General features: G+C 68.9%; 19 protein-coding genes. 10 read left to right on the plus strand and 9 right to left on the minus strand.

Annotation, left to right across the window (positions count from 1 at the left end; all coding sequences use genetic code 11):
* Positions 1-39: 39 nt before the first annotated feature.
* On the minus strand, positions 40-405 hold the full coding sequence (locus WMF28_RS04115; protein ID WP_437600733.1) for a hypothetical protein: 366 nt from the start codon (positions 403-405) through the stop codon (positions 40-42).
* Positions 406-440: 35 nt separating this feature from the next.
* Between WMF28_RS04115 and WMF28_RS04120 the strand changes: the two genes are divergently transcribed.
* A complete protein-coding gene (locus WMF28_RS04120) occupies positions 441-1,073 on the plus strand; it encodes a DUF6151 family protein (protein WP_437600734.1) in 633 nt (210 codons plus the stop codon).
* Between the two features lie 140 nt (positions 1,074-1,213).
* The gene (locus WMF28_RS04125; protein WP_437600735.1) at positions 1,214-1,375 is read left to right on the plus strand and encodes a hypothetical protein; all 162 of its coding nucleotides are present in this window, start codon (positions 1,214-1,216) and stop codon (positions 1,373-1,375) included.
* On the opposite strand, the gene WMF28_RS04130 is transcribed toward WMF28_RS04125, so the two are convergent.
* Positions 1,362-1,937: a YceI family protein gene (locus tag WMF28_RS04130; protein WP_437600736.1), complete on the minus strand. Its 576-nt coding sequence runs from the start codon at positions 1,935-1,937 to the stop codon at positions 1,362-1,364. The genes WMF28_RS04125 and WMF28_RS04130 overlap by 14 nt on opposite strands.
* A gap of 151 nt (positions 1,938-2,088) precedes the next feature.
* On the opposite strand from WMF28_RS04130, the gene WMF28_RS04135 reads away from it, so the two are divergent.
* The 4 genes from WMF28_RS04135 (at position 2,089) to WMF28_RS04150 (ending at position 6,256) form a co-directional block, all read left to right on the plus strand.
* Positions 2,089-3,024 carry a LysR family transcriptional regulator gene (locus WMF28_RS04135; RefSeq protein WP_437600737.1) on the plus strand — a complete coding sequence of 312 codons (936 nt, stop codon included), beginning with the start codon at positions 2,089-2,091 and terminating at the stop codon, positions 3,022-3,024.
* Between the two features lie 71 nt (positions 3,025-3,095).
* Positions 3,096-4,133, plus strand: a complete 1,038-nt coding sequence (locus WMF28_RS04140; protein ID WP_437600738.1) for an aldo/keto reductase — start codon at positions 3,096-3,098, stop codon at positions 4,131-4,133.
* Positions 4,134-4,413: 280 nt separating this feature from the next.
* Positions 4,414-5,715: an aminotransferase class V-fold PLP-dependent enzyme gene (locus tag WMF28_RS04145; RefSeq protein WP_437600739.1), complete on the plus strand. Its 1,302-nt coding sequence runs from the start codon at positions 4,414-4,416 to the stop codon at positions 5,713-5,715.
* A 166-nt stretch (positions 5,716-5,881) separates the two neighbouring features.
* Positions 5,882-6,256: a hypothetical protein gene (locus WMF28_RS04150; RefSeq protein ID WP_437600740.1), complete on the plus strand. Its 375-nt coding sequence runs from the start codon at positions 5,882-5,884 to the stop codon at positions 6,254-6,256.
* Positions 6,257-6,286: 30 nt separating this feature from the next.
* On the opposite strand, the gene WMF28_RS04155 is transcribed toward WMF28_RS04150, so the two are convergent.
* The 4 genes from WMF28_RS04155 to WMF28_RS04170 form a co-directional block, all read right to left on the minus strand.
* Entirely contained in the window at positions 6,287-7,138 is an 852-nt protein-coding gene (locus WMF28_RS04155) for a ketopantoate reductase family protein (protein ID WP_437600741.1), read from the minus strand.
* 97 nt (positions 7,139-7,235) lie between these two features.
* Positions 7,236-8,759: an amidohydrolase family protein gene (locus WMF28_RS04160; protein WP_437600742.1), complete on the minus strand. Its 1,524-nt coding sequence runs from the start codon at positions 8,757-8,759 to the stop codon at positions 7,236-7,238.
* 348 nt (positions 8,760-9,107) lie between these two features.
* Positions 9,108-9,239 (minus strand): hypothetical protein, encoded by a 132-nt coding sequence (locus WMF28_RS04165; RefSeq protein WP_437600743.1) that lies wholly within the window; start codon positions 9,237-9,239, stop codon positions 9,108-9,110.
* The gene (locus tag WMF28_RS04170) at positions 9,236-9,661 is read right to left on the minus strand and encodes a DUF6184 family natural product biosynthesis lipoprotein (protein ID WP_437600744.1); all 426 of its coding nucleotides are present in this window, start codon (positions 9,659-9,661) and stop codon (positions 9,236-9,238) included. The genes WMF28_RS04165 and WMF28_RS04170 overlap by 4 nt, the downstream gene beginning before the upstream one ends.
* 400 nt (positions 9,662-10,061) lie before the next feature.
* On the opposite strand from WMF28_RS04170, the gene WMF28_RS04175 reads away from it, so the two are divergent.
* Together WMF28_RS04175 and WMF28_RS04180 are read left to right on the plus strand one after the other, a co-directional pair.
* Positions 10,062-10,964: a LysR family transcriptional regulator gene (locus tag WMF28_RS04175; protein ID WP_437600745.1), complete on the plus strand. Its 903-nt coding sequence runs from the start codon at positions 10,062-10,064 to the stop codon at positions 10,962-10,964.
* 97 nt (positions 10,965-11,061) lie between these two features.
* Entirely contained in the window at positions 11,062-11,484 is a 423-nt protein-coding gene (locus WMF28_RS04180; RefSeq protein WP_437600746.1) for a DoxX family protein, read from the plus strand.
* A 93-nt stretch (positions 11,485-11,577) separates the two neighbouring features.
* On the opposite strand, the gene WMF28_RS04185 is transcribed toward WMF28_RS04180, so the two are convergent.
* Positions 11,578-13,428: a TIR domain-containing protein gene (locus tag WMF28_RS04185; RefSeq protein ID WP_437600747.1), complete on the minus strand. Its 1,851-nt coding sequence runs from the start codon at positions 13,426-13,428 to the stop codon at positions 11,578-11,580.
* Between the two features lie 178 nt (positions 13,429-13,606).
* Positions 13,607-15,316 carry a CotH kinase family protein gene (locus WMF28_RS04190; RefSeq protein WP_437600748.1) on the minus strand — a complete coding sequence of 570 codons (1,710 nt, stop codon included), beginning with the start codon at positions 15,314-15,316 and terminating at the stop codon, positions 13,607-13,609.
* A gap of 804 nt (positions 15,317-16,120) precedes the next feature.
* Between WMF28_RS04190 and WMF28_RS04195 the strand changes: the two genes are divergently transcribed.
* Positions 16,121-16,897 carry a class I SAM-dependent methyltransferase gene (locus WMF28_RS04195; protein WP_437600749.1) on the plus strand — a complete coding sequence of 259 codons (777 nt, stop codon included), beginning with the start codon at positions 16,121-16,123 and terminating at the stop codon, positions 16,895-16,897.
* Here WMF28_RS04195 and WMF28_RS04200 read toward each other — a convergent pair.
* Entirely contained in the window at positions 16,891-17,118 is a 228-nt protein-coding gene (locus tag WMF28_RS04200; RefSeq protein ID WP_437600750.1) for an IS66 family transposase, read from the minus strand. The two genes, WMF28_RS04195 and WMF28_RS04200, sit on opposite strands and share 7 nt — an antisense overlap.
* A gap of 759 nt (positions 17,119-17,877) precedes the next feature.
* On the opposite strand from WMF28_RS04200, the gene WMF28_RS04205 reads away from it, so the two are divergent.
* Positions 17,878-24,753, plus strand: coding sequence for an SDR family NAD(P)-dependent oxidoreductase (locus WMF28_RS04205; RefSeq protein WP_437600751.1), 6,876 nt, complete (start codon positions 17,878-17,880; stop codon positions 24,751-24,753).
* The last annotated feature ends 18 nt before the right edge of the window (positions 24,754-24,771 follow it).

Raw genomic sequence — 24,771 nt, forward strand, 5'->3', positions numbered from 1 at the left:
CTACCCGGCAGCGCCGCTCGAGGACGATGCCGTCCTGTTTCACGGGGCCGTGATCGGGGGGCCGTCAGCCGCCGTCCGCCGCGCGGCGGGTCGCTTCAGCGTGGTTCGTGCCGACGCGCCCTGCGGGCGAGCGACGCGCTTGAGCGGATACGGCGCGGCCTCGCGCTCGGTCATCGTGAAATACCCGGATCCTTCAGCCTCGTACGCGATGGACTCGCCCTGTCCCTCGACGGTGTCCGTGAGCGCTACGGGCGACGCCTCGAAGGCCGCTCCCACCGGCGCTCGGTGCTCGTAGACCGCCCGGTGGGCGCGCAGCAGGAGCCGGCTGGCGCACGGGTGATTCGCGGGGTCGGCGCCGCTGAACGCCACGATGCTCCCGGCGGGCACGAGGGCGGCGAGAAGCACGCGCGTCGCGCGTCGAGGCGTGATACGCAAGCTTCATGTTCCGAGACGTCGAGCTCCAGTGTCGTTGCGGAAAGCTCCACGGATGGCTGCGCGATGTGGCGCCGAGCGCGGTGAACCGCGTCGTCTGCTACTGCGACGACTGCCAGGCATTCCTGCACCATCTCGGCTGCGCGGATCTGCTCGACGACCACGGCGGCTCGGACATCGTGCAGGTTGCTCCTTCGACCGTCTCGTTCGACCGCGGCAGCGAGCTCGTCGCCGCCGTGCGTCTCACGCCGAAGGGCACCTATCGCTGGTACGCGAGCTGTTGCAAGACGCCGCTCGGCGACACGTGGACGCCGCGACTGCCGTTCGTCGGCCTCGCCACCGAGCTGTTCCAGCAATCGCCGAGCGCAGTCCCGTGCGACGAGGTCTTCGGCGCGCCGCGCGGCCGGCTCTTCGGCAAGTTCGCGATCGGCGAGCCGCCGCCTGGTTCGGTGAAGCCGAACGTGCGCCTCATCGCGCGCACGATCCGGAAGGTGCTCGCCTGGAAGGTCCGCGGCAAGACGTGGCCACATCCGTTCTTCGACCGCGCGAGCGGCAATCCAGCGTGCCCGGTCACGGTACTGTCCACGGCCGAGCGCGACGCGCTACGCCCGCTGTGCGGCCCGCGTCCCGCGCGCGCATGACGGCCGGCTCGAACGAAGGAGACGGCGGCGATAGGGCGCGAGCGCGGCGCCGCGCTCCTGCGTGGCCCATGCCTCGAGGCGATCTCGCCCTGCCGCGGGTCGTGGATCGACGCGTCGCGCCCCACACCGAGGAGAGATCGATGGGAAAGATGACGACCCACGATGAGGTGAAGGTGCGCCTGCCGCGCGACGCCGCGTGCTGCTCGCCGGGCGCGGCCGGGCGGCCGCGGGAGCAGGCGAGTCGCCTGCTCGTGGGCGCCGGTGCCGGGCGGATGGCCCTGCCGGCGCTCACGCCTGCTTGAGCAGCTGGATATCGAGGGTGATCGAGATCTCGTCGCCCACGAGGACGCCGCCTGTCTCGAGGACGGCGTTGAAGCTCATCCCGAAGTCGCTGCGGCGGATCTTGGTCGTGGCGGTCGCGCCCAGCTTGCGGTTGCCGTACGGATCGCGGTGCTCGCCCGAGAGCTCGCTGACCGCGAGCGTCACCTCGCGCGAGACGCCGCGGATCGTCAGGTCACCCACGATATCGAGCCCGTCGCCGCGACGGCGGACGCTCCTTCCGGCGAACGTGATCGTCGGGTACGTCTCGACGTCGAGGAAGTCGGCGCTCCGGAGGTGCGCGTCGCGCTTCTCCTCGCGGGTGTGGATCGACGCCGCGTCGATCGTGGCGGAGATCTTCGACGCCTCGGGGAGCCGCGGATCGTAGAGGACCTCGCCGGAGACGCCCTCGAATTCGCCGCGCACATTCGAGATCATCATGTGGCGTACGGAGAACGAGACGCTGGAGTGCGCCGCGTCGATCGTCCAGCGGGCAGCCTGGGAGGGGGTCGCGGTCGGGGTGGTGGTGCTGGTCGTGGTGTTCATGGCGGGTTGTCCTTCGTCGAAGAGGTCCGGGCTCGCCGCACCCGGGTCATCCGGGGCGCGCTGGCCGTGGGTCACAGGAGAGAAGATGCATCGTTGCTCGTAAACGCACTAGACAGGTGTTCTAGAACAGGCTGTTCTCCAGGGACGAACAATGGACCTCAACCGGATCGCCGTCTTCGTCCGCGTCGTCGATGAGCGGGGCTTCACCGCGGCGGCCAGGGTCCTGGGGCTGCCGAAATCCTCGGTCAGCCGCTCGGTCGCGCTCCTCGAGCAGGCGCTCGGAGCGCGGCTCCTGCACCGCTCGACGCGCAGCGTGAGGCTCACCGAGGCCGGCGCGGCGTTCTACGAGCGGGCGTCGCGCGACGTCGCGAGCCTCGAGGAAGCCGCCGCGATGGTGGCCGATCTCGAGGCCGTGGTGCGCGGCACCATCCGCATCACCGCGCCCGTCGACGTCGGCGTCGCGATGCTCGAGCCGGCGGTCGCCCGGTTCGTGCGGCGCCACCCGGCCGTCCGCATCGACGTCGTCCTCACCGGGCGCGTCGTGGATCTCGTGGAGGAGGGCTTCGATCTGGCGCTGCGGGCCGGGCCGCTCCGCGACGGCTCGGTCATCGCGCGGAAGATCGGGCAGGTGGAAGATGCCCTGTACGCCTCGCCTCGGTACCTCGAGCGCGCCGGGGTCCTCGGAAGCCTCGGCGACCTGGCAGCGCACCGGTGCGTCCTCTTTCGCGCGACGCGCGGCCGCGCCGCGTGGACGCTCCAGGGGCCCGCGGGGGACGAGACGGTGGAGGTCGATGGGCCGCTCGCCGTCGACGAGCTCAGCTTCGCGCGGCGCGCGGTGCTGGCGGGCGTCGGCGTCGGCCTCCTCCCGGCCGTCCTGTGCGCCCGCGAGGTCGCGCGAGGCCGCCTCGTGCGCGTGCTGCCGTCGCACGTGGCCTCCGGGGCGCCCTTGCACCTCGTGTACCCCTCCGCGCGGTACCTGCCCCATCGCATCGCGGCGTTCCGTGACTTCCTCGTCGAAGCGCTCACGCCGCGACTCCAGCGCTCGTTGATCGCAGCCACGCCGCCCGGGGTCGTGTCCGCCATATAAGATATAATGTCCGTTATGGTGGACGATGCCGCCGCTCCGTGCTACTGGACGCCCCACGGAACGGAACAGCGATGAACTACCGACAGCTGGGTGACAGCGAGCTCCGGGTCTCGGAGCTCTGCCTTGGGACGATGACGTTCGGCGAGCAGAACACGCTCGACGACGCGAAAGCGCAGCTCGACCACGCGTTCGACGCGGGCATCAACTTCGTCGATGCGGCCGAGATGTACCCCGTGCCGACCCGCGCCGAGACGCAGGGGCGCACGGAGAGCTACGTGGGCGAGTGGCTGAGCCAGAAGCCGCGCGACAAGGTGGTCCTCGCCACAAAGATCGCGGGGCCGGGCCGCCCTATCCCGTGGGTCCGCAACGGGTCTCTCGCGGTCAACCGCGCGAACGTGCGGCGCGCGGTCGAGGACAGCCTGCGGCGCCTCAGGACCGATTACATCGATCTCTACCAGATCCACTGGCCGGATCGGTATGTGCCGCAGTTCGGCGCGACCGCCTACGATCCGTCGAGCGAGCGCTCGAGCACCCCTATCCCCGAGCAGCTCGCGGCGTTCGCGGAGGTGATCCGCGACGGCAAGGTCCGATATCTCGGGCTCAGCAACGAGACCGCCTGGGGAGTGACGCAGTTCAGCCGCACCGCGGAGCACCTGGGGCTCCCGAGGCCGGTGGCGATCCAGAACGCCTACAGCCTCGTCAACCGCACGTTCGACTCGGCGCTCGCGGAGGCCTCGCGCCGCGAGAACGTGTCGCTGCTCGCGTACAGCCCGCTCGCCTTCGGCCTGCTCACGGGCAAGTACCTCGGCGGACCGCCGCCGGGCTCGCGCCTCGCCCGGTTCGAGACCTTCGGCCAGCGCTACCGGAAGCCCAACGTGGAGGAGGCGGTGCAGGCCTACGTGAAGCTGGCCCGCGCGCACGGCCTCACCCCGGCGTCGCTCGCGCTCGCCTTCGTGCGCAGCCGCTGGTTCGTGGCGAGCACCATTATCGGGGCGACCACGCTCGAGCAGCTCGACGAGAACGTGAAGAGCGCGGGCGTGGTGCTCGGCAAGGAGGTGCTCGCCGAGATCGACCAGATCCACGCCCGCTATCCGAGCCCGGCGCCGTGAGCGCGCGGGGATAGCAGTCCTCACGGCGAGCCAGGAATCTCGCGCTGGTGCGGCGTGACGGGACGGAGCCGACAGCGCGGAATACCGCGATCCGCCCCTCGCTGCGCGCTGTAAAAAGCTGAATCTTTACAGTTGGTTACTGCTCATTCGCGGCGCCCGTGCATACTCGCGGCCGGCGCGGCGAGGGAGAACATCCCTGCTCGCGGCATCGGAGCGCTCGTGGGCGAGCGATCCTGCGGCTCCGGAGGGGCTGCGCCGGCACGGAGGGAGGAAGCTGCAGATGACGACAAAGCTACCCAGGCGAAGCCTGCTCGAAGGCCTGCTGGCGCTCGGCGCCGTGGGCTGCGCGGCCCCGGAGGCGGTGAAGGCCGCGGGCGGTCGGCCGCGGGCGCCGGCCGACGCATGGCAGCGCGTCCGGGACGAGATCGAGGTGTCGCCGGCGTGGATCCACATGGCGAGCTTCCTGCTCGCCTCGCACCCGCGGCCCGTGCGCGAGGCGATCGAGGCGCTGCGGAGGGAGCTCGACGAGAACCCGGTGGACGCGCTCCACGAGCACGAGGATCCGGCGCCGGTGCGGGAGGCCGCCGCGGCGTACATGGGCGCCCGCGCCGAGGAGATCGCGCTGACGGACAGCACGACGATGGGGCTCGCCTCGCTGTACCTCGGCCTGCCGCTCGGGGCCGGGGACGAGGTGCTCACGACGGTGCACGATCACTATTCCACGCACGAGTCGCTCCGGTTCGCGGCGGAGCGGACGGGCGCGGCGGTGCGGAAGATCGCGCTCTACGAGAGCAGCGGCGCGGCGACGGCGACGGCGATGGCGGGCGCGATCGAGCGGGCGATCACGCCGGCCACGCGGGTCGTGGCGATCACGTGGGTGCACTCGAGCACAGGGGTGAAGACGCCGGTGCGCGCCGTCGCGGAGGTCGTCGCCAGGGCAAATCAGGGGCGGGCGCCGGGGGATCGCGTCGTCTGCTGCGTGGACGGCGTGCACGGCTTCGGGGTCGAAGACGTCACGATGGCCGACCTCGGCTGCGATTTCTTCGCGGCCGGCTGTCATAAATGGATCCTGGGGCCGCGGGGCACGGGCGTGCTCTGGGGCAGGGCCGAGCTCTGGCCGATGCTCCGCCCGAGCATCCCGCACTTCGGCCGTGACGGATACGGCGCCTGGCTGCGGGGGCAGCCGGCGCCGCCGACGACCGCCAACATGATGTCTCCCGGAGGGTTCCACTCCTTCGAGCACCGCTGGGCGCTGCCCGCGGCGTTCGCGTTCCACCGGCGCATCGGCAAGGGCAAGGTCGCGGACCGCATCCACGCGCTGAACCGGCAGTGCAAGGAGGGGCTCAAGGGCATGCGCCACGTCACGCTTCACACGCCGCTCGACGGCGCGATCTCCGCGGGGCTCGTCTGCTTCGAGGTGGCGGGGATGACGCCGGCGGCCGTCGTGGGGAAGCTCCGCGAGCGGAAGATCATCGCGTCGACGTCGCCGTACGGGATCTCCTATGCCCGCGTCGCGCCGAGCCTGCTCAACTCCGAGGCGGACGTCGAGGCGGTGGTGCGCGCGATCCGGGCGCTCGCGTGATGTGCCGGCACCGCCCAGCGGCTCACGGCGCGGACGCGTACACGAGGTCGCCTGAGCGTCGATGTCGCTCGGGGGGCGGCCGAGGGCCCCGGGGGAGCGGCCTGCCGGGCGCAGGAGCTCGCAGGTGAGGGTGGAAGCTCGTGTTGATCCGTGAGAGAGCACGCACATGAGACACATCATCGCGCGCTCGATGGGGCTCCTCCTGGTCACCGTGCTCTGCTGTGCTGCGTGCGGGGCGTCGTCGCACGAGCCCCCCGGCTCGAAAACGCCTCCGGCGCAGGATCCGGCCACGCCGCCCGCGGCCACCCCGACGGACGAGACGATCGTCGCGGGCAGCGACCCGTGCCAGAGCGACGCGGACTGTGTGCCCGTCTGCGGGTGCCACCCGGCCGCCTGCGTCGCGAAGGCCACGGCGCCCGCGTGCGAGGAAGGGCTGATGTGCACGCAAGAGTGCCGGCCAGGGACGATGGATTGCGGCGGCGGCTGCCTCTGCAAGGACGGCCGGTGCGCGGCTCGCCTCGTCAACGCGCCGGCGCGCTGAGACGCGGCTCGGCTGCCCCTCTGGCTGTCTTCAGGGCCTGATGGCGAGCAGCGCCGGCGTCTGGCCGGGGGCCGCGGCGGCCATCGCGTCGATCAGCGTGCGCGGCTCGCCGGGCCCAGCGGCGCCCGTCTTGCGGACGATCTCGAGCCTGCTGAGCGTCCACAGGAACGTGGCGAGCATCGGCTGGGGCAAGCGGCTCAGCCACGCCATCGGCTCCGGGGTGATGGTGTTTCCGAGCTGACGCACAAGGCGAAGTCCTTCAACCATGGCGCGCGCCAGGTTCATCGATTCGGTCCACGACACGCCTGCTCTCCGCGTATGGGCCGTGAGGATGGCAACCATCGCAGGCGCGACGAGCGCCGCGTGCGTCCGCAGCCAGCTTTCCATGTCGGAATGCACGACGCTGGGAATGCCTGCGTCGGTGAAGACCTTCGCCCAGGCTGCGTCGGTGACCGTGGTGACCATGCCCCGGGAGACGATCTTCGACGTCAGCTTGCCGTCATCGACGGTCGCCAGGATCGCGGGGAAGCCAAAGGCGAAGCGCGCCGAGCCGACCGCACCCTGGAGCCGGCCGAGCGACTCGAAGGTGTTGAACATGAACATCACCGTCCTCGCCGCGCTGGCGGCCAGCGCGGGCAGCACCGCGTCCACCTGCGACGCGAGCACCGTCACGAGCACGAGGTCCCACGCCGCCGTCGTGTCGAGCGCGGCGCTCACGTTCACCTCGGCACGCTGGCCCGAGGCGTTCACGATGGCCTGGTCTCGCTGCAGGTGATCGAGCCGCTTTCCACGAGCGACAACCGTCACCTCGTGCCCCGCTCGCGCGAGCTGAAACGCAAATGTGCTTCCGATCCCGCCAGGTCCAACGATGGCGATCTTCATGCAGCGGACGGTAACACCCGTCGATCGACCCGGCAACCCGCGCTGGCTGCGTGCGGAGGCACCAGGTCGAGCTGCGCGGGGGGTCGGGCTACCGCCCTCAGAAGAGCTCGCGCTCGACTCCCGCCGCGTCGAAGATGTAGTCCCTGGACGCCTCGAGGGCGGCGCGGAGGTGGTGCATGTGCACGTCGACCAGGTGCCCTCGCCATTTCCGGATCCGTCCCGCGACGATGACGGTGTCCACGTTGCTGCGGTCCATCAACGTCACGACGGCCCCCGGCACATTGTTGAGCGGGGCCACATTGATGGCATCCGCCCGCAGCAGGATGATGTCTGCCTCCTTGCCCGGCGTCAGCGTGCCGATCTTGTGAGAGAGCTGGGCCACCCGGGCCCCCTCGATCGTGGCGAAGCGGATCACGTCGCGGCACGTGAGGAGCTCGGGCAGACCCGTCTCTCCGGCCAGCGCGCGCTCGTTGATGAGCGCCCGCTGAAGCGTGAAGACGGTCCGCATCTGGGTGAAGAAGTCCGCGGTCATCGTGCACTCGACATCGGTGCTGAGCGAGGGCTGGACGCCGAGATCGAGCGCGGCCTGGATCGGAGGCATGCCGTGCCGCATGGTCATCTCGATCGGGGCCGCGACCGAGACGTTCACACCTGCATCGGCGATCGCCTGCCAGGAACCGGCCGAGATGCCGCTGGCGTGGATGAACTCGAGATCAGGCCCGAGCAGGCCCTCGCTGTCGAGCTGCTCGATGAGCGTCTGCTGGCCGAGGCCGCCGACGAGGTGAGTCACGATAGGCAGGCCATTCTGCCGCCCGATCGCCCAGTAATCACGGAACGCGGGGTCGAACAGCTCCCCGCCCATGGCGAGGGTCAGGAGCTGGTCGCTCGAGGAGAAGTACCCGCTTTGCAGCCGCGCAAGGTCGTTCGGAAAGATGTTGCCGGGGCCCGCACCCGGTGAGTACACGAACAGCGCGCGACGGCCCGATTCCTGCAGCGCCTCGATGACCGCATCGGTGTGCTCCGGAGTATGACCCACCTGCGACGTGTCGACGACCGTGGTCACCCCGGCGTCCAGCTGGCTGAGCGAAGAGGCGAGGACGGCGATGAAGGCGTCCGCCGGCCTGAAGACCGGCGTGATGGTGGAGTGGATATAGTCGAGGTAGTTCTTCTCGCCGTGCGGCAGCCCGTCGTCGGCCAGCAGGCCGTCCGACAGGAAGCTCCGCAGCGCGGTCTGGTACTGGTGGTGATGGGTGTCGACGAACCCCGGCATCACGATCATCCCTCTTGCGTCGATGATCGTCGCGCCTGGGGCGTGCAGGTTCGGCCCGACCGCGATGATCTTCGAGCCCTGGACGAGCACGTCGCCGCGGGCGAAGTCCCCCACGTTCGGATCCATGCTGAGAACGGCGCCCCCTTTCAGGAGGTAGCGCCGGTGCCCGGTGCCGGTGTGCCGCGGCAGGTCGTCGTGCTCCGCCGGCCCCCGCGCTGACGCGGGAGCCGAGAAGGTCGCCGCGGCGCCGAGGGCTGAAGCCCCCACCGCGAGAAACTGGCGACGAGAGGCGCCCGGCTTCGCCGGCTCCTGGTCGTGGATCGAGTTATTTCCGCAGAGCTTCTGACACATCTTGCGTTCCTCCTGCTGAGTTCACGAGTGCCATGGCGTGCCGCGACGTCGCGAGACACGACGCCGTGCTCGGTTCGGATCAGCAAAGGATAACCCGGGACGGAACCCAGCGTCGAGCCTCGCGGTATGCAGCGGAGCTCCAGGCCCGTACGGCGGACGTGTCTTCGGTATCGTGGATTGCTCTTTTTCGAGAGTCGTGGGGATCCACGAGCCCGGGGCGACCTCGCCTGAGGAGGAGGCCACATTTCGTATGTGGGTCACCACGCGACATCGAGGTCTGGGACGGCGTGCTCACGCTCCCCATGGCTGACTGCGGAGTGAAGGGCGGACGCGGCCCGGGCGTGCCCGTCAGGGGCAGCGGAGCGCTGTGTGCTCGCGGTTGGCGTCGAGCTCGTAGGTGTCGGTGCGCTCGAGTCTGACCACGACTTGCCTCTCGGCGGGCTGCCCGTACAGCAGCAGCCCGCCGAGAGGGGGCGTCACTTGTCGGCGGGATCCGTGCACACGCTCCCGGCGCTGCACTCATCCAGCGCGGCGATCGCGTCGAAGATACCCTCCGAGCAGGCGACCGCCTTTGCGCGCTCTTCGCAGACGTCGTAGCGGCTATCGTTGATCTGTCCCGATCCGCACTCGGTCGCGGGCCAGAGCTCGCCAGCGCGATCCTCGAAATCGCGCTGGCAGTCCTCTTCCGTCGCGTAGGTCTGGTCGTCGGTGCCGTAACCGGGGCAGCCCGCCTCGGTGTCGGCGTACCGGTCGCACGCCGCCTCGGCGATCTGTGTTATGCGCGCCTCGCGCGACGCCTCGCCGGGCAGCACGTCGTTCACGGCGTCCGCAGCGTCGTCACAGCCGGCGGCCCCAACCAGGAAGAACGTCGTGGCCAAAGAAGCCCAGAGATACTTTTGCATCGTTGTTTCCTCTCTCGCAGCTCGCCAGAATTTCGGATGGCGGCCTCACGCGTAGCCCGATTCGCAGCAATGCGCCGCGGGCCCGCTATCGAGCACGACGCTCAAGCACCGTCCATGCCAGGTCGCACTGCGCCGCTTCCACGGACGCTCGGAGGCGCTCTGCGCTGAGGATCGCACGTGTCCTCTCCGGCGCGCGGCGATGCGCCGGGCGCGCGGTTGTGGCAGATTGCGACGCTGCGTGCGCGCTTGTACCAGGAGAGGTGCAGAACGTCTCGCCGGCCCGTCGCGGCGGCCGCCTCGCCGCCTCCGTGGCGCTGCGCTCGTCGAGGACTGCCGTCCTCGCCGCCGTGGACGGTGTTCTTCCTTGCGAACAATCCGCCCCGCCGCGCACAGTGGGGGCATGATCGACCCGCTCTTCGACGACCTGCCTGGCCTGCTGTGCTTTGCCCGCGTCGTGGAGCGCCGCTCCTTCACCGCGGCCGCGGCCGGGCTCGGGGTGTCGAAGTCGATGGTGAGCACCCGGGTCGCGCGCCTGGAGGAGCGCCTCGGCGAGCGGCTGCTGGTGCGCACCACGCGCAAGCTCACCGTCACGGACGCCGGCATGAACCTCTACGCCCGCTGCGCGCGCGTGCTCGAGGAGGCCGCGGCGGCGCTGCGGGGCGCGTCCGACGCCGACCGGGGCCGCATCCGGCTCAACGCGCCGGTCAGCTTCGCGCAGATGTACCTGGCGGAGCCGCTCTCTCGGTTCCTGCGGGCCAGCCCGGGCGCGCACGTCGAGCTCGTGCTGAACGACCGGCTTGTCGATCTCGTGGAGGAGCGCGTGGATCTGGCCATCCGGATCACGAAGCTCAAGGACTCGAGCCTTGTCGCGCGAAAGCTCGCCACGACGGCGCTGCTCGTGGTCGGCGCGCCGGGCTACCTCGAGCGGCGGGGGCGGCCCGAGCAGCCGGGGGATCTCCTGCGCCACGACTGCCTGCGTTACCTCCACCTGCGCGTCGAGGACGAGTGGCGCTTCCACGGGGCCTCGGGGCGCGTCTCCGTCCCCGTCTCCGGCCCGCTCACGGCCGGCAACGGCACGGCGCTCCGCGAGGCGGCCGTGGCCGGGATCGGCCTCGCGGTGCTCCCGCGCTTCATGGTCGACGAGGACCTCCGGGCGGGGCGCCTGGTCACGTTGCTCGACGCCTTCGCGCCCCGGCCCATGGGCATCTACGCGGTGCACGCGGCCGGCCGGCGCCCACCCGCGCGGGTGCGGCGGCTCATCGAGCACCTCGCGGCCGCGTTTCGCGGGACCTCGTGGGCGTAGCGACGCATCGTTCTCCCTGAAGAACAGTTCGTTCCCGGGCGCGCTCTACCGTCGCGCTGCGCCGGGGCTTATTCCTCGGGTCATGGAGGCATCACCCATGAGCCGTCTCGACAAGATCCTCTCCGTTCCCCGCTCGGCCGAGCTGGCCGCGCTGATGTTGCGCGTCGGGCTGGGCGCCGTGTTCCTGGCGCACGCGCTCGCCAAGCCGTTCGTGTACACGCTGCCGGGCACCGTGGCGTTCTTCGCGGCGAGCGGCTTCCCGGGCTGGACGGCGTACCCGGTGTTCCTCGTCGAGCTGCTCGGCGGGGCGGCGCTCCTGGCCGGGCTCAGGACGCGCCTTGTCGCGCTGGCGCTCCTGCCCGTGATGGCCGGGGCGCTGCTCGTGCACCTCCCCAACGGCTGGATGTTCGCCGGCCAGGGGGGCGGCTGGGAGTATGTCGCCTTCCTGATGATCGCGCTCGGCGCGCAGGCGCTCCTCGGCGACGGAGCGCTCGCCGCGGGCCGGCTTGAGCGCCGCTGACATGCAGTGGCGGCGGCGTACGGCGCTCTTCGCGCGTGACATCGCGCAGCGCGGCGCGAGGGGAGCTGGAGCTGACAATCCGCGAGGCGCCGTTCAACCGGCATTCGGTCCACTGACGAGTCCCGGAGCGGCGCAGTCGTAGCCGTGCCTTCGGGCGTGGCCGCGCGCGAGCTCGTGCATGCTCCAGCGATCCTGCGCGGGGGCCCGGTCGACCAGGGCCCGCGTCTCGAGCTCGCGGAGCTGCTCGCGCGCGAGCTCCGGCGTCACACCGCTGACCTGCGCGACCACCGTGGCATCGAAGTCCTCGTCGAGCTCGCCGAGCCTGCACCACGTCTGCTGCAGGCCGCGCGGGAGCAGGTCGACGCTCGAGCAGAGCGCCGCCTCGGCTGGGCGGAGCCGGCGCAGCGCGGCCCGGAGCCGATCGAGATGGTCGGCCGGAGCCAGGGTCGCCTCCGCGGCGAGCGCGCTCGCGGCCACCCGGATCGCGAGCGGCAGGGACTGGCACTGCGCCGCCAGCGCTCTGGCGCCGGCCTCGTCCAGGCGCGGAGCGAGGGCGCACGCCAGAGCGCTGGCGTCGTCCGCCGAGAGCGCGCCGAGCTGCCGCGTGTACAGCCCCGGGAGCGCGAGCGGCTGCGACGACATGACCAGGAAGAGGGACCGCGTGCAGCCGGCGACGAGCGGCGCCACCTGCTCGGGATCCCTTGCATCGTCGAGGAGCAGCAGCGCGGGGGTGGAAGAGAGGGTGTGGCGGTACATCGCCTCGAGCGTCGCCGCATCGCCCGGAGGCTTGAAGTCCGCGATGATCTTCTCGAGGACGCGCACCATCGCGAGGGTCGGATGCAGGGACATGGCGCCCGCGCCCCCGAGCTCGACGTGAATCCGCCGCTCGGCATAGTGAGGTTCGAGCTCCAGGGCGAGGCGGAGGGCGAGCGTGGTCTTCCCGACGCCCGCGGGGCCGATGATCGCGGCGCCCGCGGGGCCGAGGTTCTGGAGGAGATCGGAGATGTCGTCTTCGCGGCCCAGGAAGTCCGCGGGCGGCGCGGGGAGCAAGAGCCGGGTGTGCCGCCGCTGCGCGGGGGCGCCGCCGTCCGTGCGGGGGTCGCTGCTGCCGGGCCACGACAGGGCAGGAGCGCCCTGGGGCGGCGGAGGCGGCCACGACGAGGGGATGTACCGGCGGTCCTCTTCGATTGCGCGGCCGTCCCCGTGGCGGGTGGCGCCGGGCGCGCAGCCCGGAGAGGGTGGAGAGGGCGCCCCCAGCGGAGCGCCCCCAAAGCAAATCTCGTGCGTCGCGAGGGCGCTCTTCGCACGCGCTTCCACGAGGCGCCGGATGCCGCGCGCCACGTCTGCCCATGCCTCGTTGCGATTGCGCCAGCTCGAGACGGGCTTGCTCCCCGTGGGGAGCACCGTGAGCCTGCCGAACGGCGCGCTCGCCCAGTCGCACGCATGGAGGAGCACGGGGACCACCTGCGCTTCGCTGCGCTCGTGGCGGATGAGCGCATGGAGCACCTCGCACGCGAAGCACTCCTCGGAAGCGAGGTAATCGGCGCTCACCAGGAGCAGGACGAGCCAGGAGCCTTCGAGGCTGGCCGCCACCGCGGCGTCGACCACCTCCCCGGCGCGCACGCGCCCTCGGTGGAACGTGCGGAGCAGCCCTTGCCGCATCATGAGACCGAGGTGCACCTCGAGCCGCGCGCGATGGCGTTCATCCGCCGGCACGTGCGAGATGAACACCTCGACCGGCCCGGGACCGGGTGGCCAGGGCGAGGAGCCGCCCGGGAGCGTTGCAAGCGCAGGCGAGCCCGGCGGCGACGGCCCCGAGAAGCCGCCCGCCTGGAACGCGAGCGCGGGCTGCGCGGCGAGCCCCTGCACCGGTGCACCGCACCTGATGCAGGCGCGATCGGCGTCCTTCAGCAGCCACGCGCAGACGGCGCACCAGGTGCTCACCGGAAGGGAGCTTAACCCCGGAAGCCGGATGGGAAAACATCGGTCGACGTCGGTGCCGCCACGCGACGGGCGGGCCGCGACGCCACCTGGGTGAGCACCGGGCGTGGAACGCCTCTTCGAAGCCTTCCCCGGAGCCTTGCCATCCGATCTGCGTCGAGAGCTCCCCGTCCCGGACGTGTCACGGCAAGTTGGCGTCCATCCAGGCGAGTCGGGCCATCATGAAGTCGCGCATGACTTGCAGCTGCCCCTCCCACGTCGGCGCGGTGGGGCCGCCGAGGAAGCCCTCGCTCGACTCGATGATGTCCGACACCGGCCACCTGGCGAGGTCGCGGACCGCGGCCTGCGCGAGCGGCGCGCTCAGCTCGTTCATGCGCTGCTCGATCGCGGCCTCGGACAGGAGCGTCTGGCGAAGCGCCGTGTAGCGCGTCCTCACCTGCGCCATGAAGGCCGGATCTGCGGTGAGCTTCTGATACCAGTTGTTGACGTTCCTCTGGCCGCTGAAGCGCCAGCCGGTCTCGCCGTTCGATGCCGGCGTCGGGCTCTGGGCGCCCACGCCGCCGAGCGCGAAGTTGTAGTCCCAGAGCGGGCCGGCCTTGAGCTTCTGATCGCGATCCTTGTGGTAATAGCAGCTCCGCACGTACGCATCCACGTTGAACGTCAGCTCGCTGATGATCAGGTAATCGATGAACGACGGCACGTCGATGTACGCCGAGTAATCGCCGATCGGCGTCTGATGGACGGTGTCGTGGAACTGCTGGATGTACTGCGTCAGCCAGGTCGCTTGCTCGTCGTTCAGGGGATCGGGATCCACGACCTCGAGATCGATCCAGCACGTGCCGCCTTCGTCGGGGCGCGGGCCTCCGCCCGGGCCCCCGAAGCCTCCGAACGACGGGAGGGGGTCCGCGCCGGTGCAGGTGAGCTTCGGCTCCTCGGCGGCCGCCTGGTCGAACTTGAAGATGTAACCGCCGCTGATATCGGGCAGCGCCCGGTCCGTCTCCTCGAGGCTCTTGAGATCGGTGCGGACCTTGTTGTTCTTGATGGTCTCCGAGATCCAGTAGATGCCCTGGTAATCCGCCTCGCCGATGGAGCGCGCGTCGTAGTTCAGGTAGACCTCGGCGAACTCGTTGCGCGGCGCCTCGAGGCCCATGTCGCGGCCGAGGGTGAAGGTGAACGGATTACGGATCAACGTGCGGTCGTAGTAGGGCGGGATCAGCGCCCAGTCCGAGTCGGCGGGCATGCCCAGCACCGGGTAGTCGAGGTCCTTGTCGTCGTTGTCCCACAGCTCGAGCTTGTAGGGTGTTTGCGGGAAGTTCCGCGACGACTGGCCGCGCACGTGATACCCCCCGCGCATCGCCATCGTGGGCAGCGAGGCGATCGAGGCCACCCCGTTGACCGGCTCCCAGATCATCACCGCCGCATCGAAGTAGATCTCCTTGTCGGTCGGCTTGCCCTCGCCGTAACCGTCAATGATCATGATGGGGAGGTCGGAGGTCGCGTCGACGGTGCGCGCGATGTAGATGCCGGTGCTCACCGCGCCGCTCGCGGCGCTCCCCACGAAGGCCTGCGCGCGGACCTGCGTCGTGGTGGTGAGGGTCACGGGCTCGCCCGTGTACAGCGTGGAGGCCGCGGTCGGTCGCTGCCCGTCCACCGTATAGCGGATCTCCGCCCCCGCCATCGTGGTGGACATCTCCACCTGGATCTGATCCCTGAACGTCTGGCTAGGCGTGGAGAACGCGACATCCCCGTTCAGGGACGGGATCTCCGCCGTGGTGTCGTCGCCACGCGGTCCGCCGGCATCGGTCGGTGCCTGGCCACAGGCAACGCACAGAGCGATAAGGCCGAGCGAGATGGAGTGGCGAAGCCGGGCGAAGCGCGGACGTTTGGTCATAATATAATTTTCCACTACAACCTCGTTCAGAGTTCAAGATTCCGCCATTCTACTGACACACAGGGCTGCCGCGCTACCCGTTTCTCGCGCGGCGCGGAAGGCGGGCCTCCTCGCCGCATGGAGAGGTTTTGAGCACGGCGTCGCTTTCCCAGGAGGGTGGACGGAGCGGTACCGTGGTCTCCAGAATGCTCCTGATGGCGAGCGGCGTCGGAGCCCCCTCCAGGCGGAGCGTCCTCCACAGTCGCTCTCTATCGCGCCTTGGCCTTGGCCGGCACTGTAGGGGATGGCGGCCGAGGTGGCACAGGACCGGAGCAGGTGAGAACCAGCGCCAGCAGGCCGAAAGCGAGCCAGATGATGAGAGGGTAGTCCGCGCAAAGCCATTCCGATTTGTCGAAAACTTTATGCCAACGACAGCCAGTTGACATAACGTCCAAAAGCACCATCCACTGATCCGCCTACAAAACCAACAGATCCAACGAGTTTGCTCGGTTGTGTGATATTGCCTACGTCACGCCGGCGTAAGGTCTCGAGCGGCGGACTGCGGCTCGATTGAGACGGCCTTTCTCTCCGGTCAGGAATTCATGGTGGACAGGACATGGCTTTTCTCGCCAAGATGGCGAGCGTCAATCAGGGCCGCGAATGTCGCCCGAGGGCACCGGGGATCTGCTGTGAGTCTGGTTCGATCATCTCTCCTCGCGAGCCGGCGGACCTTGGTGTGATTCGGGCGGCATCGCGCCTCGTACGAAGGACTGGAAGATGAGAATAGTCAGATACCCATTTTTGACGAATCCGTTCGGTTTTCCGATGACCTCGATCAACGAGGCGGATATCGATCTAGCTTACGCGGAATTCTTGGACCGCGAGCTACCGCGTCTTCACGCCAAGGAAATCGACCGTCCGGTGCTCGATTTCGTGCTGGACGACGTCGCGCGTCTGGACGGGTTGGTGATGGAGTTCGGTGTGTTCTCGGGCACAACCGTAAATAGGATCGCCGACGCCTGTCCGGACGAGAGAGTGTTTGGTTTCGACAGCTTCGAGGGCTTTCCAGAGGCGTGGGGTGTCATCAGCAAGGAAGCGTCGAAGCAGTTCTTCAGTAGACGTCCTCCCGAAGTGCGAAAAAATGTCACGCTCGTCGAGGGCTGGTTCGATCGGACACTCCCCGAATTCATGAAAGAGCATCCTCAGCAATGTTCGCTCGTTCACATCGACTGTGATCTGTATGTGTCGACTGCAACCGTCCTCGATTCACTCCGCTCGCGAATCGTATCGGGGACTGTTCTCGTGTTCGACGAGATGGTCAACCTGGGGGCCCAAAGCGCGCTTCACGAAATGAAGGCATGGTGGGAGTTCGTTCGAGACTCGAAGATTGAATTCGAATGGCTCTGCCTCGGCTATGACTGCGGCATCGTCTTTCAGTCGGATGCACGCGACACAGAGGATGCTCCCGAGGAGCTCGCGTCCGCTGCGAGGCCGGCGCAGGGGTCGGGCGTCCAGGAGTTCGTCGCGACCTTGCGTCGCACTCGCCGGCGATTCAACTTACCCCGCGGGCTCAAGGTCGCTGCGGCTGTGAAGGTTCACTGACCGCGAATGATTGCGTCTGTCGGCGCGAGTCGGCGTGCGATCGCGTCAACCTGATCCCACAGAGCCTGAGTCGTTACCTCCAGCCGATGGCGATGCAGGATGTACTCCTGTCGCGCCAGGGGCAGGTGATCGAGGTACTTGTCCAACGCGACCTTGATCGCGAGGTCGATAGATTGGCGTCCGCCGCGAATCGCGCAGTGCGGTTTCGACGACTCCTCCACACCGGCAGGAGTACTTCTGCTGCTTCACCTTGAGTACTCGTTCTGTAGACCCCATCCTCGCGTGGTCCGGGCCGTCGCCATAGATTCGCGTTGCGATGTGAGAGCGAGAGCAGCCTACGGAGAAGGGGGGAAGCGGGAACGAACAGATGCGTATTCCGACGGACGTGACGGCTCGGTGGGTCATTTCTGGGTGAGCGCCGAAGCATTGGCAGGAAGGAGGGGAAGGAGGGTTGTGATGGTGCATTTTTCGATAACTGCTGCACTAATTCGAGCCTCTTGACGGCCGGACGTTCCCTGGTAAACTGGCATACCAACGGCGAAGGGGGCATCTGACGACGGGGGCATCTGACGACGGGGGCATCTAGCGACCGACATCCTCGGGGCGTTCTATCCCCTCATGTGCTCGCTGCTTGCTCAGTATGGCTGCCTGCACGGTCTTGATATCTTGATGATTTAAGATAGACACGTGATCTTCGCGCGCTTGAAAATCGTTAGACTGGCCGGGCTTGGTACGCTTGCCGGGGGGGCTCGGAGCGCAGGCGGGCCATAAGAGGGGTTCGTTGGAGCGCAGGGCTCAGAGGAGTGTACCAAGACCGGCCAGCACCCGCTCTAACATTACGGTGCCACGCGGGTATGCAAATTATCGAAATTATTCGGGTTTTTTTTGTTAGCCATTGTGGCATGGTGGTAGATCCTGAGCAAATTGCGCGATGCGCGTGACGCACGTAGCTGCTACGTCGACCAGAGGGGGTTGACTCGGTGGACAAGTCTTCTCATTTTTCGCGCCAGACCGGTTCCTCAGGTGGCCCATCATTCCTGGAAGAGGCGGCGTCCCGCGTTCATGAGCTCATGGCCGAGCGGCACGCGCCCCCGGATCTCACGGCTTCTGTCGAAAAACGGCTTTCCGGGCTGAACGCCCTCGCAGCGCTTGCACTGCTCGAATACCTGAAACGCTGTGGAATACTGCTGTCCGCCGGAGAGGAGCATCAGATGGGCTCGCTCTGGCGCACTCTCGGGATCATCGAGAAATATCATCGACTCTTCGAAGCCTCGCTGCACATGCTTCATCGCAGGGGGTGGATCCATCTCGACGAGGGTCGGATCCAGGCGACCGCGGAGCTGCCGCCGGGCGACGCCCAGGGGGTCGCGCGGCTACTGGCGAAGAAGAAGAGCGATCTCCTCCGGGCGTTCCCCGAGCTCAAGCCCCACGTCCAGCTTTTCGATCAGAGCGGGGCCTCCTGTTCCAGGCTCTTCGGCGGAGAGATCTCCGCCACCGAGGTGCTCTTTCCGGGCTCGTCGCTCGCGCTCCTCGAGCCAGTCTACGCCGAGTCGCCTGGGGCGTCGCATTTCAACCGCGTCCTTCTCGTGGCGCTCAGAGCTGTCGTCGAGCTGTGGCGCAATCGTAACAGAGGCCAGAAGATCAGGATCTTGGAGCTCGGCGCCGGGACGGGCGCGACAAGCGCCATGCTCGTCGAGGGGCTCGAGGAGCTCGCGGATGTAGTCGAGTATACCTACACCGACGTATCCCTCGCGTTCCTGGACCACGGACGGAGGCGGCTCTCTGCTCGCTATCCGTTCGTCAAGTTCGAGCTCCTGGACATCGATAAGGATTTCCTGCGACAGGGCCTCGCGCGTCACGGCTTTCATGCGGTGATCGCCTCGAACGTCCTTCACGTCTGCTTGAAGCTCAAGGAGACGCTGCGGCGCATCAGGGGCGTTCTGGTCCCGGGCGGATGCTTGATGCTGAATGAAGCCACTCAATTCAGCTCCTTCCTGACCATGACGTTCGGCTTTCTGGATGGCTGGTGGCGATACCAGGATCCGGAGGTCCGGCTGCCGCACGCTCCGCTGCTGAGCCCACCGATGTGGCGATCTCTGCTGGACAGCGAGGGCTTTGCCTGCTGCACGAGCTTCGGTCTCCCAGGTCAGGAAGACGAGGCCAGCCTCCCGCAGGCGGTCCTCATCGCAGAGCGTGACGCGCGTGTCGACCGGGCGGAGGAGGGGCCCATCGCCGAATATTCGGTATGCGGCGGCGACGAAAACTCGGCCCCGGGGCCGGCGCGACCTGGCGATCGAGCACGGCCCACGGCGGCCAGGAGGACGCGCGTCGCCGCGGTGGAAGAGCTGCTCCGCCGACGGACCGCGGAGGTGCTCCACATGGATCCCTCGGAGCTCACCGCAGATCAGGCGTTCGCCGAGGCCGGCGTGGACTCGATCATTGCGATCGAGCTGGTGAACAACGTCAACTCGGAGCTCGAGATCGAGCTGAAGGCGATCGATCTGTTCGACTACGGCTCGATCTCCAGGCTGGCGGAGCATATTGCGATCTCATGGCCCGAGCCGGGCGCGAGGGACGGCGAGAAAGAAGACGGGCGGGGGTCCCCGCCACCGCCGGTGGACTCGAGAGCGCCGTTCGGCGGCTCGCCCGTGGCGGCGGAGGCGCCCGCGAAGGCGGGCCAGAGGGCCGCGCTCGGAGCCTGGGAGCCGCGCCCCGAGCGGGGCGGCGGGGTATTCAACGGTTCGGCGCCCGCGGCGGCGGAGGCGCCCGCGGCGGCGGAGGCGCCCGCGAAGGCCGGCCGAGAGACCGCGCCTCGGACTCGGGAGCCGCGTGCTCGTGTAGAGGAGCCGCGTGCTCGTGTAGACCTGGGAGCGCTCGTCGGCTCAGCGGCCAGAGCGGCGGAGGCGCCCGCGGCGAGCCGGGAGGCCGCGCCCCCGGCCCGGGAGCGGCGTGTGGATCCGAGGGCGCTGTTCGGCGGCTCGGCTTACGCAGCGCAGGCGCATACGGCCACGAGCCAGGTGGCAGCATTCCGGAGTCCTCCGCGACCCGACGGGGACAGAGCGACCGAGGCGGAGTCTCCTGCGGCCGCGGGCGCCATTGCGATCATCGGGATGTCTTGCCGCTTTCCGGGCGCCGACGACCCGAGGGCGTTCTGGGACAACCTCGCGCGGGGGACGGACTCGATCCGAGCGCTTCCGACGGAGAGGAGGACACTGCAGCAGTGGCCGAGCGACGACCGCGACCTGCGCAGCGCCGGCATCGGCTATTGCGGCGGCTTCCTGAGCGCCATCGACGAGTTCGATCCGTCGTTCTTCAACATCTCCCCCCTCGAGGCGCAGCTGATGGACCCGCAGCAGCGTCTGCTGCTGCAAGAAGCCTGGAAGGCCCTGGAGAACGCAGGATACGACCCTGCGGACCTCGCCGGCGGACGCTGCGGCGTCTTCGTCGGTGCGAAGGCAGGGGGCTATCTGGACCCGCTCCGGGCTGCACGAGAGGAGGCCGGGACCTTCCTGCTGTCGGGAAACGCCGTTGGCATGCTCGCCGCCCGGATCTCGTATTTCTTGAATCTGAAGGGGCCCTGCCTGGTGGTGGACACCGAGTGTTCCTCGTCCCTCGTGGCGCTCCATCTGGCCCGAGAGAGCATCCTCCGGGGAGAGTGTGAGCTCGCCGTCGCTGCAGGCGCCTACCTGCTCGGTGGGCCCCAGTCGCACCTGGTGCTCGACGCGGCGCAGATCCTCTCTCCCAGCGGGCGCTGCAGGACCTTCGACGACTCCGCGGATGGCGCCGCGGTAGGCGAGGGCGTCGGGGTCGTCGTTCTCAAGCCGCTGGACAGGGCGGTTGCCGACGGCGATCACATCTATGCCGTCATCCTCGGCTCGGCGATCAATCACGACGGACGGTCGAACGGGATCACGGCGCCTGCCAGCACCTCGCAGACAGCGCTGCAGGCAGAGGTGTACCACCAGGCCAAGGTGAACCCGCAGACGATAACCTACGTCGAGGCCCATGGCACGGGGACGAAGCTGGGTGACCCTATCGAGATCCAGTCCCTGACCAGGTCCTTCAAGATGTGGACCGAGGCGAGGCAGTTCTGCGCGATTGGCTCCGTCAAGACCAACATCGGGCATACGATGACCGCGGCCGGGATCGCCGGGGTCATCAAGGTCTCGCTCGCCTTCGAGCACCGGCAGATCCCTCCGTCGCTGCACTTCACGCGCGAGAACAGGTTCCTGAGCTTGACGGAGACCCCGTTCTACGTGCAGACGAGCCTCGCCGACTGGGCGACGCCTCCAGGCGTCCGCCGCCGCGCGGCCATCAACTCGTTCGGCGCGAGCGGGACCAACGCCCACGTCCTCCTCGAGGAGGCGCCGCCGTCGACCGCGGCGCCGAGGAAGTCGAGAGAGCCGTCGTCGATCATCCCGCTGTCCGCCAAGACCCGAGAGGCGCTGCAGCGTCGATGCGAGGATCTCCTGCGCTGTCTAGAACATGAGGAAGGGCGGCACGAGCTGCACGATATCGGCTATACGCTCGCCGTCGGCCGGAGCCATTTCAACGTGAGGGAGGCGCTCGTCGCGCAGGACGTCGCAGAGCTGGCCGCGCAGCTGCGCGGCCTCCTGCGCCAGCAGCGCGTCTCCGGCGAGCGCCCGCTGCGCGGCGTGGGGCCCGAGTCGCGCTCCGCGGGCGAGGCTCGGGCAGAGGAGCTCACCCGCGCCCTGCGATCCGAGGCGCCCGGCGCGGGAATGCCGCGCCGGGAAGGGTTGCTGGAGCTGGCGGAGCTCTACGCGCAGGGTGTCGACATCGACTGGCGGCAGATGTACGGACGAGGAGGCGGGCGACGCCTCGCTCTGCCCAGCTATCCATTCGCCAGCGAGCGCTACTGGCACGAGCCCAGACCTCGCCCCGAGGAGCGCCGTGCTATCGCCGATGCTACGCCGGTGCAGTCCTTCCTGGGTCAAGGAGCGCCGGGAGGCGGGGGCCTGTCCTTCACGAGGGTGGTCGACGCGGACGACCCCGCGCTCGCAGACCACGTCATCCATGCGCGGAAGGTGCTGCCCGGCGTCATCCTGATCGAGATGGCCCGCGCCGCCGGCGCCTCCTCGCTGGGCGCGACAAGCCCGCTCACGATCCAGAACTTCGTCTGGAGCCGCCCGGTCCTCGTGGACTCCTCGCCGCGCCCGCTGAAGATCACCACCTCCGGAGATCGCCGCGCCGTCAACGTCGAGATCCGCTCCGAGGGCGATGAGGAGCCGGTGCTTCACGCGTCAGGGACCTTGGCGCCCTCGCGTCTCCAGGATCCGGTGGAGGAGCCGTTGCAGCTCGATCAGATCCGGCGTCGCTGCACGCGCCGGATGGGTGGCGAGGAGCTCTATCGCCTGCTCGAGGAGAGGCGCTTCCACTACGGTCCCCGCTTCCGGGCGATCGCCGAGCTCTTCCACGGTGACCGGGAGATCCTCGCGAGCATCGATGCATCCGAGGTGAGCTGGCCGTCGCTCCCCGCGGGCGCCATCCATCCATCCATTTTGGAGGGGGCCCTCCAGGCGGCAGCATGCTTGACCTCCAGCGAGAGCGCGGGGTCGTTGAGGGCTTACCTTCCGTGGACGCTGAGGGAAATGCGGGTCCTCGCGGTACCTCACGGCCGCTGTTACGCGTATGCGCGCGCGCTGGAGCCCTCTTCCGACATGCGGACGAGGAGGTTTGACGTCCTGATCACCGATCCCGAAGGGCGACCGTTCGTGATCCTGCGCGAGTTCTGCGTCATGGCTGTGCAGCTCGACGAGCGTGAGACGGACGATCAAGGCGCCAGGCGTGCGCCGCGGCCGGGGAGCGCAGCGGGCCTGTCCTACCATCGCTCCGCGTGGGTCGCGGCCGGACTACCCTCCGGCGACGCGCAGGTGCTGGCGGACGGCGCGGTCGTGCTGGATAGCCATGCCCGGCGCTGGAGCGCGCTCCGGAGGATCCTGGGGAGCAGCGCGGCCGTACCGGGAGGAGGGCTCGTCCTGGTGCTCCCCGGCGAGCGGTTCCGGGCGCTCGGGGACATGAGGTTCGAGATCGATCCTACGAGCTTCGACGACTACGGCGCCCTGCTGACAGAGCTGGAAAGGCTCGGGATCCGACCCAGGCACTTCCTACACCTGTGGAGCTGGGACGCGCCGCCGCTCGATTACCAGTCCGGCGCGCAGTTCGTTCATCAGCCGGGCGAGCTCCAGCGGCAGCTCTCCACCGGGCTGTACAGCCTCTTCTATCTCAGCAAGGCGCTCATCGCGCGACGCCCAGTCGAGGTGACCAGCCTGCTGACATTGTATCGATGCAGCGAGGAGGAAGTCCCGCCGCACCTCGCCGCGCTTGCGGGGTTCTTGCGGAGCTTGCGCCATGAACATCCGTTAATCCGCGGCAAGCTGGTCGAGGTCGCGCGGCGCAGCGACGGTGCATCGCCGGACCTCCTGGAGATCCTCGGGAACGAGCACCTCCAGGGCGCCGAGCAAGACACGGAGGTCCGGTACGACGCGCGTGGTGAGCGGTGGGGCCGCAGACAGCAGAGGATCGAGCCACCGGACGAGAGCTCCACGCGCGCTCAGACGGCGACCGGCGTCCTCAGGCGGGGAGGCGTCTATCTCGTCGTGGGAGGGACAGGGGGCCTGGGGTACGCCCTGAGCCGTCATCTGGCCCGCGCTTATCAGGCCAAGCTAGTGCTCGTCGGCCGCTCTGCGCCCGGGGAGGCGTCGCGGCGAGCCGTCGAGGGGCTGCGTGCGCTCGGAGGCCAGGCGCTTTACGTACAGGCCGATGTCGCGAGCTACCCGGCGGTCCAGCGGGCGGTGGAGCAGGCGCGCGCCCGCTTCCACGGGATCAGCGGGGTCATCCACGCAGCCGGGGTGATCCGGGACAATTACATCGTGCGGAAGAGCGCCGAGGAGATCGACGCCGTGCTGGCACCGAAGGTGCTGGGGGCCATCCACCTCGACGCCGCGACGGCCCAGGACCATCTGGACCTGTTCGTGATGTTCTCGTCGATAGCGTCCTTCTTCGGGAGCCCTGGTCAGAGCGACTACGCGGCTGCCAACGCGTTCATGGATGCCTACGCCACGATGCGCGCCCACTGGGTACGCCAGGGCACGAGGCGCGGCCTTACGGTGTCAATCAACTGGCCCCTGTGGGAGGCCGGGGGGATGGGGGTTTCGTCCGAGGTTCGCGAGCATATCACCCAGACGACCGGTCTGGCAGCGCTTCCAACCGAGCAGGGCTTGGAGGCCTTCGAGGCAGTCCTCCGCACCGGCCTGTCCCAGGCGGCCGTGCTCTTCGGGGACGATGCGCGGGCAGCGCCGGCCAATCCGCCCACGACCGCGGGCGATGGAGCCGTCGGTGCGCCGGTCCGCGGCGCGACTGTCGAGCTGCGAGCGCACGTTGAGGAGTATCTGAAGGAGATCATCGCGCGCACGACCAAGCTGCCCACTCACCGAATCGACGCGCGCGACACCATGGAGCGATTCGGCCTGGACTCGGTCTTGACCCTGAAAGTCATCGCCGAGATCGAGCGCGACCTTGGGGAGCAGCCGAAGACGCTGCTGTTCGAGCACCCGACGATCGCGTCGCTCGCGAGCTACCTCATGGACGTCCAGGGGGCCCGGGAGCTCGCCGCACGGCGCGCCGGGGAGCGCCTGTGCGAGGGCCCGAGGGCCGAAGCAGAGCCCCGGAAGGGCAGGTCCGAAGCGAACGGCGATCGCTCCCCGAGCGTCGCGCAGCTCCTCGACCACCTGCGCGGGCACCGGGGCGACTTGCGGCGCCACGTCGAGTGCCTGCCCGAGGCCGCGATCGACGAGCTCCTCCAGCACCTGCTCCTCGACAGCATCGCAGTCCACTAGGCCGCCTGCGTGCGGCGA

This window comes from Sorangium sp. So ce590 (assembly GCF_051521365.1).
Taxonomy (GTDB): Bacteria; Myxococcota_A; Polyangia; order Polyangiales; family Polyangiaceae; genus Sorangium.